Here is a 13243-nt window from a genome sequence, read left to right as displayed (position 1 = left end):
ACATGGCGGAAGGGGAGCCGCAGCCCACCGGTCAGACCCCCCAGCCGGAGGAGAACCATGACCCGCACCTCCTCGTCCGATCAACGCCCGCCGGACCACGGCCCGTTCGACCACCGCATGGCCGTGTTCGCCGCGGACGACGCGTTCCTGGCCGCCGCCCTGCCCTTCCTCGCCGAAGGCCTCGCCGCGCCGGGCGAACCCCCGCCGGTGGCCGTCGCCGGCCCCGAACGGCTCGACCTGTTGCGCGACGCCCTCGGCGGTGACGCCCGGCACGTGCGCCTGGTCCCGCACGCGGACTGGTACACCGGCTCGGCCGCCAACGCCGTCGCCCAGCTGGCGAGTCACCTCGACTCCCGGGCCGCACCCGAGGGCCACTGCCGGCTCCTCATGGAGCCCGACTGGGGCGGACGCGCCGGACGCTCGACACGTGAGACCGCCGAGTGGATCCGCTACGAGGCCCTCGCCAACCTCCTGTTCGCGCCGACGGCCGCGACGGTCCTGTGCGCGTACGACACCCGCACCGCCGGTGCCGCCATCGTCGGAGCGGCCCGCCGCGCCCATCCGGACACCGGTGTCTACGCGGACCCGGTCGTCCTCGCCGCCGAACTCGACGCCGTGGCACAGGGACCGCCCACGGCCTGCGCGGCCCTGCTCCCGCGGCCCCACCCCGCCGCCGTACGCACCCGGGCCGCCGCCCTGGGGCTCGCGCCCGCGGACGCGGAGCTGTTCGCCGAGGCCGTCGCCGCCGCGCTGGCCTCGCTCGGGCCCGTGACCGGCGCGCTGCTGTGGGGCCGGGCGCCCGCCGTCGTCTGCGAACTGCGCGCCGAGCGGCGGGTGGAGGACCCCCTCGCGGGCTTCGTGCCGCCGCCCGGCGGCGAGTTGGACCCCGGGCAGGGACTGTGGTTCACCCGCCAGGTCTGCGCGTACGTGGACGTGCGCGACGACTCGAAAGGGGCCACGGTCCGACTCCAGTACGGATAGCCGTACGTGCAGGCCCTCTTGCCCCAGGCGCCCCTTTGCGCTTTCTTGACCCACATGACGGACACCACGGGAAACCCCACTGACACCGAGGCAGCATCCGGCATCGACTCCACCCCACGTAAATCGAGTTGGCGGTACATCGGACCCGGGATCGTGGTCGCGGCCACCGGCGTCGGCGCCGGTGACCTGGTCGCCACGCTCATCGCGGGCAGCAACTTCGGCTACACCCTCCTGTGGGCGGCGATCGTCGGCTGCCTGGTCAAGATCTCCCTCGCGGAGGCGGCCGGACGCTGGCATCTGTCCACCGGCCGCACCCTGTTCGACGGCTGGGCGAGCCTCGGCCGCTGGACCACCTGGTTCTTCGTCGTCTACGCCGTGATCTGGGGCTTCGTCTACGGCGCGGCGGCGATGTCGTCGAGCGCGCTGCCCCTTCAGGCGCTGTTCCCGCACGTGATGGACCTCGAATGGTGGGGCATCGCCTGCGGGCTGGTCGGACTCGTCTTCGTCTGGTTCAACAAGTACGAGGTCTTCGAGAAGGTCATGACGGTCCTGGTGGGCGTCATGTTCGTGGTGACCGTCTACCTCGCGATCCGGGTCACCCCGAACCTCGGCGACGCCTTCGCCGGGCTGCTGCCCGTCCTGCCCGACGAGAAGGACTCGATCCTCAACACCCTGGGCCTGATCGGCGGGGTGGGCGGCACGATCACGCTGGCCGCGTACGGCTACTGGGTCAACGCGAAGGGCTGGACCAACACCGGCTGGATGAAGGTGATGCGGTTCGACAACCGCGTCGCCTACGCCACCACCGGCATCTTCGTGGTCGCGATGCTCTTCGTCGGCGCGGAACTGCTGCACTCCGCGAACGTGGCCATCGCCAGCGGCGACAAGGGCCTGATCCAGCTGAGCGACATCCTGGAGGCCGAATACGGTTCGGCGACGGCCAAGTTCTTCCTGATCGGCTTCTTCGCCACCTCCTTCACCTCACTGATCGGCGTCTGGCACGGCGTGAGCCTGATGTTCGCCGACTTCGTGGCCCGCTCCCGGGCACGGTCGACGGTCCGCGGCGAGGAGGTCGCCTCAGGCGCCCGCGAACGCTCCTGGCCTTTCCGCGCCTATCTGCTGTGGCTGACCTTCCCGCCGATCGTCCTGCTCTTCCAGGGCCAGCCCTTCCGCCTGATCATCCTCTACGGCGTCCTGGGCGCGGCCTTCCTGCCCTTCCTCGCCGCCACTCTCATCTGGCTCCTCAACTCCAGCCGCACCCCGGCCGAATGGCGCAACGGACCGCTCAGCAACGCGATGCTGGCACTGGCCGGGGTGCTGTTCCTGGTGCTGTGCGTGAAGCAGGTCTGGGACCAGCCGTGGGCGGACTTCTTCTGACGCGGAGTCTCCCGGCACGCCCCGGACTCCGGCCCGGGGCGTGCCCGGCTACAACCACGTGGTGTCGAGCGCGATCGCGCGGAGCTGCGCCATGGTCAGGGCCGGGGTCGCGCGGGTCGCCGGGGTGTCCTGGGCACCGGAGTTGAAGGCGCTGATCACCACCCGGTAGCCGTCGGGCCGCATCGTGTCCACCGTCCACATGACGACCCCTTCGCCGCCCTTCTCGCCGGGCCCCTGGTGCTCGGCGACCTTGGTGCCGTCCGGCAGGGTCTCGGAGCCGGCGCCGAAGAGGTCGTCCGCGACATCGGACATGTCGGGCTGGACGTTGACCTGCACGAAGGTCTTGCCCTTGCCGTCGTCGACCACGAGGTAGCCGTACCCGACGTCCTCACCGGGGCCGGTCTCGGTGACCTTGAACCCCTTCGGCAGCAGGCTCTTGAGCGTCGTGACGACCGGCTCGCCCTCGACGACGGTGGCCGTCGGGCCCGACGGGGTCGCGGGCTTCGTGGAGCCCGCGGGCAGCGAGTCCACGGCGTCGCGCCAGACGGACGCGGTGACGATCTTCTTCAACTGTGCCGGGGACAGCGGTGGTTGGGGCCGGGTGATCGGCGAGTCCTTCTCGGCGGCGGAGTTCCACTCGTTGAGGGTGACGTGGTGTCCCTGGGGTGTGACGAGTTCGGCGGACCACCACTTGGTGTCCACGCGCCGGTCGGGATACTCGTAGCCCTGGTAGATCATGAGCCGTGAGCCGTCGGCCAGCTTCTCGGTGCGGCAGGCGTCGTAGTGCGTCAGCGCCTTGCCCGGGCACTGGGTGAACTGGGCGGCCTCCTGGCTCTCCGGGTCGACACGGCCGATGGTCAGCCCGATGGCCGACGCCCCCTTGCCGTCGTCGTAGACGATGCCCGTGAACGCCGACGACCCCTCGACGCCCCAGGTCGCCATCTGGTCGAACTCGCCCTTCGGCAACAGCCCTTCGAGCGTCTTGGCCAGTGAGGAGCCGACGTCCAGACCGCGCGTGTCCTTGCCGGGAGTCGCGGTCGTGGAGACCGGCGAGGTCGCCGAGGCCTGGTTCTGGAGGGTGGTGCCGGCGTCGGGCAGGAGCAGCGCTCCGCCCACGCCGACCAGCGCGATGCCCGCGACGCCGCCCGTCACGGCGGCCCGGCGCAGCAGCAGACGCCGGCGCCCGCGCACCGAACCGGCGGCGACGAGCGCGGCCCGGTCGGTCTCGAAGGCGTCGCCGGCCTCTCTCAGACCGGCGGCGAGGATCTCCTCGAAGGGATCGCTGTGCTGTTCGACGGGCATGGCGGAACCACCGTTTCGCGAAGGGGGTGAAGTGAAGAAGCTTGAAGTGAGGGGGTGTTCGAGAACGCCGGTGTTCATGGACGTGGTGTTCATGGACGCGGTGATCAGGGGCGCGCGTACTCGCCGAGGTCCTTGCCGAGCAGCTCCCGCAGCTGCCCGAGCGCCCGGACACAGCGCGTGCGGACCGCCGCCGAGCTGGTGTTCATCACGTCGGCGGTCTCCTCGATCGAGCGGTCCTCCCAGTAGCGCAGGACGACCACGGCCCGGTCCTTGGCGGGCAGCCGGCCCAGCGCCTCCAGCAGGGTCAGCCGCAGGGAGGTGTCCCCGTCGAAGGCGCGCCCCGGCAGGTCGGGGAGCACGTCGGTGGCCCGCTCGGTGCTGCTGCGCCGCCGCTGGTGCGCGAGGAACGTCCGCGTCAGGACCGTCTGCGCGTACCCCGCCGGATTCCCGACCCGCGACACCCGTCCCCAGCTGATGTACAGCCGCCCGAGGGTCTCCTGCACGAGATCCTCGGCGAGATGGGTGTCCCCGGCGGTCAGCAGACAGGCGGACCGGTAGAGATGCCCGGCACGCGCCGAGGCGAACTCCGCGTACTCCTCCGCCCGGCGCTGTCTCATCCGAGCCCCCCTCCCACGGCGCCGTTCGGCACCGTACTCACTTCATTGATGCGGTGGGCCGGGGGAAATGTTTCATCCCCCGGCCCACCGTTTTCGTTCTTCTCTTCTCCTTACGGCATGGCGTGCACGTGCGCGCCCACCGAGTTGGACCACGCGTTGCCCGCCGAGGCGTCCCAGTTCGTCGACCAGGTCATCGCACCCCGCAGGTCGGGATACGTCTTGGACGGCTTGAAGGAACCGCAGTTGGTGCCCTTGGCGAGGCAGTCCAGCGCGTTGTTCACGATCGTCGGCGAGACATAGCCGCTGCCCGCGCCGCTGGTCGAGGCCGGCAGGCCGAGGCCCACCTGCGAGGGGGCGAGGCCGCCCTGCAACTGGATGCAGGCCAGGGCGGTGAGGAAGTCCACCGAGCCCTGCGAGTAGACCTTGCCGTCGCAGCCCAGCATCGAACCGCTGTTGTAGTACTGCATGTTGACGACCGTGAGGATGTCCTTGATGTTCAGGGCCGTCTGGAAGTAGGCGTTCGACGTCGACTGCATGTCGATGGTCTGCGGGGCCATCGTGATGATCAGCGACGAGCCCGCCTTGGCCGACAGCGAGCGCAGCGCCTGGGACATGTAGGTCGCGTTGAGGCCGTTCTCCAGGTCGATGTCGACGCCGTTGAAGCCGTACGTCTGCATCAGCGAGTACACCGAGTTGGCGAAGTTCGTCGCGGAGGTCGAGTCGTTGATCGACACCGTGCCGTTCTGGCCGCCGATCGAGATGATGACCTTCTTGCCGGCCGCCTGCTTCGCCTTGATGTCGGCCTTGAACTGGTCGACCGTGTAGCCGCCCAGACCCGCCGAGTCCAGGTTGAAGGTCACGGCGCCGGGCGTGCCCGTCGCGTCCGCGAAGGACACCGCGATAATGTCGTACTGCGACTGGACGGCGGAGATCTTCTGGACCGTCGCCCCGTTGTTGAAGTTCTGCCAGTAGCCGGTGACGGCGTGCTTGGGCAGGGTGCCGCCGCCCCCGCCGCCGGTCGCGGTGGTGGTACCGGTCACGGTCGCCGACTTGGTCGACTCACCGGCCGAGTTGGTCGCGGTGACCTGGAAGGAGTACGAGGTGGAGGCCGCGAGGCCGGTCACGGTGGCCGAGGCGCCGGTCACCGACGTCACCTTCGTACCGCCCTGGTAGACGTTGTACCCGGTGGCGTTGGAGACCGCGTTCCAGGCCAGGGAGACCGACGAGGACGACGTGCCCGAGACCGCGAGGCCGGCCGGCGCCGCGGGGATCGTCGGGGCCGGGTCGCCGCCACCGCCGCCGTCGGGGCCGAACACCGAGAGGTCGTCCGCGAAGTAGGCGGCCTGGCCGTACCAGCCGTGCGTGTAGACGGTCACCGAGGTGGTGGAGCCACCCGTGGTGAAGGTCGTCGACAGCTGCTTCCAGGACGTGGAGTCGGGCGTCCAGGTCGACACGTCGGTGGTGCCCGTGCCGGTCACGCCCAGGTAGGTGTAGCCGCCCTGCACCCAGGCGCTCAGCGTGTACGTCGAGTTGGGCTTCACGGCGACCGACTGGGTGCACTGGGCGTTGTCCTGCCCGGCGGGCGTCGCCTTGAGCGCGGCCGCGCCGCCGTGCACCGGCGAGGAGACGGTGGTGCCGCTGCCCGCCGAACAGGTCCAGTTGCTCAGGCCGGACTCGTAGCCGGCGTTCTTGGCGTTGTTGACGTCCGCGGCGGACGCCTGGCCCGCGCCCGCGAGGGAGAGGGCGAGGGCAGCGGTGACGACTCCCGACCAGAGCCGTGCCGATCTTCTAAGTGGGGACATGACAATAAGCTGGTCCAGACCAATCCGGCTGTCAAGAGGTCCAGACCAACTTGGGGGAAGGTCGACTCGCTCCACAGGGAGCGGCAAGATGACCAACCTGCTCCGTTTTGGCGCGTCTTGTGCATGGCGAGTTCCCTACCAGCTACAGAAACGCTGTTCTCCGGTCACAGAGGCGTGGTTACAGTGCTGAGGTAGTCACGCAGTGAAGTCAACTCGGTGTATCGGAGTGATCTCGGTCCGCCGACGGCGTAACACGGGGAGCGGGCGTGCCAACTGCCATTGCCGTGACCGGCGCAGACCTCGCGCTGCCGCCGCACGACGACCGGACGCTGCCCGCTGTCGTCCTGCCGGACCTGGACAAACAGCCCCTCGACCAGGCGCTGTTCACCGTCCAGTCGCTGCTGGACCAGCACGGGCATCTCATCGTGGTGTACTCGCAGGCCACCCCGCACGCCGTGGTGCGGCGACTGCTCACCATCCGCGGTCTGCTGGAGAGTGACCGGATCGCCCTGTTCCGTCCCGAACTGCCCCCGCTCGGACTCGCCGTCCTGGCCCGTCAGTTGAGACAGCTGGCCTCCTGCGACCTCAGTCCCGGGGTGCTCGCCTCCGCGGGCCGGCTGCTCACGCACTACATCCACGCGGGCGCGCTGCTCGGCTCCGTCGCGCGGCTCGACCGGGTCCCCGTCCCGCTGAAGTCGCACGCCAAGTCGTGGGTGCCGGGCAGCCAGTTCGCCGCCCTCGCGCATCCCGAGCCGCAACTGGTGAAGATCGGTCCCGGGGCCACCCTCGCCGGCCCCGAGTTCGGCACCTGGATGCAAGTGGCCAAGGGACAGCTGCAGTCGGACTGGGTCACCGCGACCCTGGCCAAGCAGTGGAGCGTGCAGGGGCTTCGGGAGACCGCGCTGCCCGCCGAGTCCGCGGTGTGGTGGGAGACCGGGAAGCTGGTCGAGTTCGCCGCCTATCTGCCGGATCTGTCGGTGCTCTACCAGCTGGTCACGTCGGTCCGGCAGGGCAGCTGTCACTGGTGCGGCATCGACGTCATCGGCGACCGCTGCGTCTTCTGTTCCGCCACCGCGCCGGTCTCACCCGTCCACGAGAACCAACTGCCCGCGGGCTGAACCGCCCCCGGCCTCCCGTCCCCGATTCCGCTCGACCGAGCCCCCCAACGAGGTTGTACGGTTCATGAACTCCCGTCAGCGCCGCGGCGTGCTACTCCTGCTTCTGTCGGTCCTCTGCGCCCTGGGCGCGTTCGCCGGCGTGCTGTCCGTCATCAACGACGTGAAGTCCAAGGTCGGCCCCGAGGTCACGGCGTACGAGGTCAAGAAGGACATCAAGCCGTACACCCGGCTCACCTCGGCCCAGTTCGAGAAGACCGAGATGCCCAAGCGGTGGCTGTCGGAGAACGCGGTCACCGATCTCGCCGACATCCGCGACAAGATCGCCGTGACCACGCTCAAGCAGGGCTCCCTGCTGCAGAGCGACATGATCGTCGACCAGCCCGCCCTCCAGCCCGGGCAGCAGGAGGTCGCCATCATGATCGACGCGGCGACGGGCGTGGCCGGCAAGATCACGGCGGGCTCCAAGGTCAACGTGTACGCCACCTTCGAGGGCCAGCGGGAGGGCGATCCCGACCTCTCCAAGATCATCGTGACGAACGCGTCCGTCCTCGACGTCGGCGACCTCACCCCGCTCCAGCCCGACGCCGACGACCGCACCCGGGACGCCACCGAGGCCGTACCGATCACGTTCGCGCTCTCCGCGCTGGACGCCCAGCGGATCACGTACGCCGAGTCCTTCGCCAAGCGGGTACGGCTCGCGCTGGTCGCGCCGGGGGAGACCGGCACGGTGCCCGAGCAGGACCGCACCTACGAACTCGCCAAGGACAAGTGAGAGGCCGCCATGCCCACGAGGATCCTCCCGGCAGTCGGCGACGTGGACGCGGTCCGCTCCCTCACCACACTGCTGAGCCAGCTGCCGGACGCCGAACCGGTCGCCCCGGTGACCGACTCCACCCAGCTCATCGACACCCTCGCCCGGCTGGCCACCGAGTCCATCGACGAACTGCCCGAAGTCGTCGTCGTGCACGAGCGCATCGGGCCCGTCCCCGCCCTGGAACTCGTCCGAGAGGTCAGCCTGCGCTTCCCGGCCGTCGGCGTCATCCTCGTCACCTCCGACGTCAGCCCCGGCCTCTTCCAGGCCGCCATGGACTACGGCGCCCGCGGCCTGATCGCCCTGCCGCTGGGCTACGAGGAACTCGCCAGCCGGGTGCACGCGGTGGCCCAGTGGTCGGTGGGCGTACGCCGGCATCTGGGCGCCGCCGGCGACGTGTTCACCGGCGTCGGCGGCACGGTCGTCACGGTCAGCGGCGCGAAGGGCGGAGTCGGCACGACCACCACCGCCATCCAGATCGCCCTCGCCGCCCAGGCGTCGGGCCGCGGCGCCGTCCTGCTCGACATGGACCTCCAGACCGGGGACGTCGCCTCCTACCTGGACGTCCAGTTCCGCCGCTCGGTCGTCGACCTCGCCACCATCACGGACATCACCCCGCGCGTCCTCGCCGACGCCGTCTTCCGCCACGACACCGGCCTCACCCTCCTGCTGGCCCCCGCCGACGGCGAACGCGGCGAGGAGGTCACCGACCGCGCCGCCCGCCAGATCGTCGGCGCCCTGCGCTCCCGCTACGAGGTCGTCGTCGTCGACTGCGGCGCCCAACTAAGCGGCGCCGGCGCGGCGATCGTGGAGATGGCCGACACCGCGCTCCTGGTCACCACCCCCGACGTGGTCTCCGTCCGCGGCGCCAAGCGCGCCGTCCGCATGTGGGACCGCCTCCAGGTCCGCAAGGCCGAGGAGACCACCGTCGTCGTCAACCGCCACACCCGCGGTACGGAGATCCAGCCGCCGCTGATCCAGAAGATCACCGGCACCGGCCTCGCCGCGACCGTGATCCCCGCCAACTTCAAGGAACTCCAGAGCGCGGTCGACGCGGGCCGCGTCCACGAACTGGACAACAGGAGCACCGTCAAGCAGGCCCTGTGGACCCTGGCGGGCGAACTGGGCCTGGTCAAGGGCTCCGAGGGCCCCCAACACCGCAACGGCCGCTCCCGGGGCGGCTCCAAGGGCGGCTCCCGCGGCGGCGACCGGAGCGCGCTGACGCTGCGGCGACGCAAGGAGCTGGAGCGGTGAGGGGGCCGGCGGCGCTGTCGACGGTCCGGCGGGACGCGGGTCAGGTGAGCGTCGAACTGCTCGGCATGACCCCGCTGATCATCGTCACGCTGGTGCTGGTGTGGCAGTTCGTCCTGTTGGGATACACGTTCACCCTGGCGGGGAATGCTGCGGACGAGGCGGTACGGGCGGGGACGGAGGTCGCGCCGGGCGGTGCGAGGGATGCCGCCTGTCAACAGGCGGGTCTGGACAAGCTCCCGAACGCGTGGGGCGGCGAGGTGCAGTGCGAGACCAGTGGCGGCTATGTCAGGGCCACCGTCATCCTTCACGTCCCGGTCCTCTTCCCCGGCGCGATCGGCTTCCCCTTCGACGTGACGGGCCACGCGGGTGCGGTGGAGGAGGTGAAGGACTGAGATGTCGTACGGCCATGAACACAAGGGCAGGCGTGACCTGGGCCAAGTCGCCATCGAGTACCTGGGTTTCATCCCGGTCCTGATCCTGGTCGCGATGGCCGGCGTACAGATCGGGCTCATCGCCTACACCGCGCAGCAGGCGGGCACCGCGGCCCGGGCCGGGGCGCGGGCGGCCTCGTTGCGGGAGAGCGCGCAGACGGGGTGCGAGAACGCGGTGAGCAGTTGGCTCGCGGACCAGATCAACTGCGGTGAGGCGTACGGCGCCGACACGGTCACCGTCACCGCCACCGTCCAGATCCCGTCCATCGTCCCGGGCTGGGACTTCGACCCCGCGCAGAAGACCGCCACCATGCCGCTCGACCACTGAACGAGGTGCACCATGAGTCTGCGGTCCCGCATCAACACCCCGGAGGAGAACGGCAGCCGGGGCGAGGACGGCCACCTGGTGGCGTCGTACCGGGCCAAGCTCCTTGAGGAGATCGACCTCGCGGAGATGAGTTCGCTGGCGGCGGCCGAGCGAAGGGCCCGCCTGGAACGCGTGCTCGGGCACATCATCAGCCGCGAGGGCCCGGTCCTGTCGACGGTCGAACGCTCGCAGCTCATCCGCCGGGTCGTGGACGAGGCACTGGGCCTGGGCATTCTCGAACCGCTCCTGGAGGACGCGTCGATCACCGAGATCATGGTGAACGGCCCGGACGCGATCTTCGTCGAGCGAGGCGGCCGGGTCGAGCAACTCCCGCTGCGCTTCCCGTCCCACGACCAGCTGATGCAGACGATCGAGCGGATCGTGTCGACGGTCAACAGGCGGGTGGACGAGTCGAATCCGATGGTCGACGCCCGTCTCCCGTCCGGTGAGCGCGTGAACGTGATCATCCCGCCGCTGTCCCTGACCGGCGCGACCCTCACGATCCGCCGCTTCCCGCGCTCGTTCACGCTGCACGAGATGGTCGGCCTGGGCTCGCTCGACGAGCACATGGTGTACCTGCTGGCGGGCTTGGTGCAGGCGAAGTTCAACGTCATAGTCTCCGGCGCGACAGGCACCGGCAAGACAACTCTCCTCAACGCCCTCTCGGGCCTGATTCCCGAGTCGGAACGCATCATCACGATCGAGGACTCGGCCGAACTCCAGCTCCAGCAGGCCCATGTGATCCGCCTGGAGTCCCGCCCGCCGAACGTGGAGGGCCAGGGCCAGGTCACCATCCGCGACCTGGTCCGCAACTCCCTCCGCATGCGCCCCGACCGGATCGTGGTCGGTGAGGTCCGCGGCGGCGAGTCCCTGGACATGCTCCAGGCGATGTCGACGGGCCACGACGGTTCGCTGGCCACGGTGCACGCCAACAGCGCGGAGGACGCGCTGATGCGTCTGAAGACGCTGGCGTCGATGTCGGAGGTCGAGGTCCCCTTCGAGGCGCTGCACGACCAGATCAACAGCGCGATCGACGTGATCATCCAGCTCACCCGGTTCGCCGACGGCGCCCGCCGGATCACCGAGATCGCGATCCTCGACAGCCACGGCAGCGAACCGTACCGACTGGCCACCGTGGCCCGCTTCCACGCGCAGCCGATGGCGGCGGACGGCCGGGTCTACGGCGTCTTCGAGTACTCCCCCCTGCCGCGCCGCACCGCCGACCGCCTCTACATGGCGAGCCAGCCCGTCCCGCAGGCGTTCGGAGTGGCCAACTCCGCGGCGCAGCTGACCACCCGAGAAGCCAGGTAGGACCGACCGATGGAACTGGACCAGCTCGTCACGCTCACCACCGGCATCACGCTGCTGACGTGTGTCCTCGCCGTGGTGGGCCTGCACGTCTACACAAAGGGCAGGGCCCAGCGCCAGGCCCTGGTCGACCGCCTCTCGGCCACCGGCCAGATCCCGGCGGGCGTCCGACGCCGGCGCTTCGTGAACGTGGACCGCCGGGTGCGGCGTACGCGACTGGGCCGCAAACTCGAACTCCGCCTGGCGGCGACGGGCTTGGACGTCACGCCGGGCGAGTTCTTCGTCTACATGCTCGCGGTGGTCGTCGGCCTCTTCCTGATCGGCCAGGCCTCCCTGGCTCCCTTCTTCGGCCCGATCGCCGGCCTCCTCGGCATCTGGGCGGCCGTCCAGTTCCTCAACTGGCAACGCCAGAAACGCATCGAGAAGTTCATCAACCAACTCCCCGAACTGGCCCGCATCATGGCCAACGCGACCCAGGCGGGGCTGGCGCTGCGCACGGCGATAGGCATGGCGGCGGAGGAGCTGGAGGCTCCCGCCGGTGAGGAGTTGGCCAAGGTGGCGAACCAATTGGCCCTCGGCGTCTCGATGGACGACGCGCTCGGCGAAATGGCGGAGCGCCTCCCGTCCCGCGAACTGGTCGTCCTCGTCACGACGCTGGTCCTCTCCAACCGGGCGGGCGGCCAGGTGGTGACGGCCCTGCGGAACCTCACGGAGACGCTGGAGGAGCGGAAGGAGACGCGACGGGAGGTTCGGACGCAGTTGTCGCAGGTGAATATGACTTCTTATGCGGTGCCTGTGCTGGGTCTCGGGTCGTTGCTTCTGATGGACAGCATCAAGGCCGGAGCCCTGGAGCGCATGACGGGATCGCCTGTCGGCCAGGCTGCCGTGATCATCGCGTTCTCGATGTATGCCGTGGGCTTCATCCTGATCCGTCGCATGTCCCGTATCGACGTCTGAGGAAACCGGGAAGGAGGACAACCGATGGCACTACTGCTCGCACTGGCGATGGGTCTCAGCGTCTGGGGCGTCTTCGCGGGCATCCGTATGTACCGGGCCGACGTGAAACTGCCGAGCGACCTGGTACTGGCCCTCGAGGTCGGCTCCACCCGCACAGGCGCGGTCGACTCGGTCGTCGACCGGCTCGGGATGCGGTACGCGCCGGCGATCCTGCGGCTGATGGGCCCCAAACTGGTCGCCAAGTACCGCAGCAAGATCGACCTCGCGGGAAACCCCGGCGGCCTGACGATCAACCGCTACGCGGCCCGCCGCGCGGTCTACGGTTTCCTGGGCGGATTCGGCGCTCTGGTGATGATCACGAAGGGGCACCTCCTCCTGGCGCTCCTCCTCCTCGCCTTCGGCGCGTTCTGGACGGAGGTCGGCATCTGGTCGGCGATCCGCATCCGCAAGGACGTCATCGAGCGCACGCTGCCGGACTTCCTGGACGTCCTCGCGGTCGTGGTGAGCGCCGGCCTCGGCTTCCGGCAGGCCTTGGACCGGGTCTCCATGAAGTACGAGGGTCCCTGGGCGGACGAACTGCGCATCACCCTGCGTCAGATGGACCTAGGCATGGGCCGCCGCGAGGCCTTCGCGGAACTGCGCAAGCGCAACGACTCCGAGCAGGTGGCGATGTTCGTGACGGCGCTGCAGCAGGGCGAGGAACTCGGCGCCCCCATCGTCGACACGCTCGTGTCCCTGGCGAAGGACATGCGCCGCACGGACGCGCAGAACGCCCGCCGCAAGGCGGCCCGGGCGGTCCCCAGGGCCACCTTGGTGATCACGACCTTCATGGTCCCGGCCACGATGATCCTGCTCGGCGCGGGTCTGATCCTCGGCTCCGGTACGGACTTCGGCACGATCACGGGCAACTAGGGGGGA

General features: G+C 69.7%; 13 protein-coding genes. 10 read left to right on the top strand and 3 right to left on the bottom strand.

What is annotated here, in order from left to right:
• Positions 1 to 57: 57 nt before the first annotated feature.
• Positions 58 to 981 (top strand): anti-sigma factor RsbA family regulatory protein, encoded by a 924-nt coding sequence (locus ACIP6U_RS05845; RefSeq protein ID WP_401713528.1) that lies wholly within the window; start codon positions 58 to 60, stop codon positions 979 to 981.
• Between the two features lie 54 nt (positions 982 to 1035).
• Positions 1036 to 2358, top strand: a complete 1323-nt coding sequence (locus ACIP6U_RS05840) for an Nramp family divalent metal transporter (protein ID WP_401713526.1) — start codon at positions 1036 to 1038, stop codon at positions 2356 to 2358.
• A 48-nt stretch (positions 2359 to 2406) separates the two neighbouring features.
• On the opposite strand, the gene ACIP6U_RS05835 is transcribed toward ACIP6U_RS05840, so the two are convergent.
• The 3 genes from ACIP6U_RS05835 to ACIP6U_RS05825 all read right to left on the bottom strand — a co-directional run bounded on the left by ACIP6U_RS05835 (position 2407) and on the right by ACIP6U_RS05825 (position 6079).
• Positions 2407 to 3660: a hypothetical protein gene (locus ACIP6U_RS05835; RefSeq protein ID WP_401713524.1), complete on the bottom strand. Its 1254-nt coding sequence runs from the start codon at positions 3658 to 3660 to the stop codon at positions 2407 to 2409.
• Between the two features lie 104 nt (positions 3661 to 3764).
• Positions 3765 to 4277 carry a SigE family RNA polymerase sigma factor gene (locus ACIP6U_RS05830; protein ID WP_401713522.1) on the bottom strand — a complete coding sequence of 171 codons (513 nt, stop codon included), beginning with the start codon at positions 4275 to 4277 and terminating at the stop codon, positions 3765 to 3767.
• 110 nt (positions 4278 to 4387) lie between these two features.
• The gene (locus ACIP6U_RS05825; protein WP_401713520.1) at positions 4388 to 6079 is read right to left on the bottom strand and encodes a chitinase; all 1692 of its coding nucleotides are present in this window, start codon (positions 6077 to 6079) and stop codon (positions 4388 to 4390) included.
• Positions 6080 to 6345: 266 nt separating this feature from the next.
• Here ACIP6U_RS05825 and ACIP6U_RS05820 point away from each other — a divergent pair, with 266 nt between their 5' ends.
• The 8 genes from ACIP6U_RS05820 to ACIP6U_RS05785 all read left to right on the top strand — a co-directional run bounded on the left by ACIP6U_RS05820 (position 6346) and on the right by ACIP6U_RS05785 (position 13237).
• Positions 6346 to 7197 carry a hypothetical protein gene (locus tag ACIP6U_RS05820; protein WP_401713518.1) on the top strand — a complete coding sequence of 284 codons (852 nt, stop codon included), beginning with the start codon at positions 6346 to 6348 and terminating at the stop codon, positions 7195 to 7197.
• A gap of 64 nt (positions 7198 to 7261) precedes the next feature.
• On the top strand, positions 7262 to 7969 hold the full coding sequence (gene cpaB, locus ACIP6U_RS05815; protein ID WP_401713516.1) for a Flp pilus assembly protein CpaB: 708 nt from the start codon (positions 7262 to 7264) through the stop codon (positions 7967 to 7969).
• Positions 7970 to 7978: 9 nt separating this feature from the next.
• Positions 7979 to 9262 (top strand): CpaE family protein, encoded by a 1284-nt coding sequence (locus ACIP6U_RS05810; RefSeq protein ID WP_401713514.1) that lies wholly within the window; start codon positions 7979 to 7981, stop codon positions 9260 to 9262.
• Between the two features lie 65 nt (positions 9263 to 9327).
• Positions 9328 to 9654 carry a pilus assembly protein gene (locus tag ACIP6U_RS05805; RefSeq protein ID WP_401714400.1) on the top strand — a complete coding sequence of 109 codons (327 nt, stop codon included), beginning with the start codon at positions 9328 to 9330 and terminating at the stop codon, positions 9652 to 9654.
• Position 9655: 1 nt separating this feature from the next.
• Positions 9656 to 10021 carry a TadE/TadG family type IV pilus assembly protein gene (locus tag ACIP6U_RS05800; RefSeq protein ID WP_401713512.1) on the top strand — a complete coding sequence of 122 codons (366 nt, stop codon included), beginning with the start codon at positions 9656 to 9658 and terminating at the stop codon, positions 10019 to 10021.
• A gap of 12 nt (positions 10022 to 10033) precedes the next feature.
• A complete protein-coding gene (locus ACIP6U_RS05795; RefSeq protein ID WP_401713510.1) occupies positions 10034 to 11371 on the top strand; it encodes a CpaF family protein in 1338 nt (445 codons plus the stop codon).
• A gap of 9 nt (positions 11372 to 11380) precedes the next feature.
• Entirely contained in the window at positions 11381 to 12325 is a 945-nt protein-coding gene (locus ACIP6U_RS05790; protein ID WP_401713509.1) for a type II secretion system F family protein, read from the top strand.
• A gap of 24 nt (positions 12326 to 12349) precedes the next feature.
• Positions 12350 to 13237, top strand: coding sequence for a DUF5936 domain-containing protein (locus ACIP6U_RS05785; RefSeq protein ID WP_401713507.1), 888 nt, complete (start codon positions 12350 to 12352; stop codon positions 13235 to 13237).
• Positions 13238 to 13243: the final 6 nt, after the last annotated feature.

This window comes from Streptomyces sp. NPDC088794, assembly GCF_044750545.1.
GTDB lineage: Bacteria > Actinomycetota > Actinomycetes > Streptomycetales > Streptomycetaceae > Streptomyces.
Note: the sequence above shows the minus strand (reverse complement) of the source record. Positions and strands in the feature narration are given on the sequence as shown.

Bases quoted from the DNA above. Each gene is read 5' to 3' on its own strand.
- ACIP6U_RS05845 (WP_401713528.1), top strand. From the start codon at position 58: ATGACCCGCACCTCCTCGTCCGATCAACGCCCGCCGGACCACGGCCCG.
- ACIP6U_RS05840 (WP_401713526.1), top strand. From the start codon at position 1,036: ATGACGGACACCACGGGAAACCCCACTGACACCGAGGCAGCATCCGGC.
- ACIP6U_RS05835 (WP_401713524.1), bottom strand. From the start codon at position 3,660: ATGCCCGTCGAACAGCACAGCGATCCCTTCGAGGAGATCCTCGCCGCC.
- ACIP6U_RS05830 (WP_401713522.1), bottom strand. From the start codon at position 4,277: ATGAGACAGCGCCGGGCGGAGGAGTACGCGGAGTTCGCCTCGGCGCGT.
- ACIP6U_RS05825 (WP_401713520.1), bottom strand. From the start codon at position 6,079: ATGTCCCCACTTAGAAGATCGGCACGGCTCTGGTCGGGAGTCGTCACC.
- cpaB (WP_401713516.1), top strand. From the start codon at position 7,262: ATGAACTCCCGTCAGCGCCGCGGCGTGCTACTCCTGCTTCTGTCGGTC.
- ACIP6U_RS05810 (WP_401713514.1), top strand. From the start codon at position 7,979: ATGCCCACGAGGATCCTCCCGGCAGTCGGCGACGTGGACGCGGTCCGC.
- ACIP6U_RS05805 (WP_401714400.1), top strand. From the start codon at position 9,328: ATGACCCCGCTGATCATCGTCACGCTGGTGCTGGTGTGGCAGTTCGTC.
- ACIP6U_RS05800 (WP_401713512.1), top strand. From the start codon at position 9,656: ATGTCGTACGGCCATGAACACAAGGGCAGGCGTGACCTGGGCCAAGTC.
- ACIP6U_RS05795 (WP_401713510.1), top strand. From the start codon at position 10,034: ATGAGTCTGCGGTCCCGCATCAACACCCCGGAGGAGAACGGCAGCCGG.
- ACIP6U_RS05790 (WP_401713509.1), top strand. From the start codon at position 11,381: ATGGAACTGGACCAGCTCGTCACGCTCACCACCGGCATCACGCTGCTG.
- ACIP6U_RS05785 (WP_401713507.1), top strand. From the start codon at position 12,350: ATGGCACTACTGCTCGCACTGGCGATGGGTCTCAGCGTCTGGGGCGTC.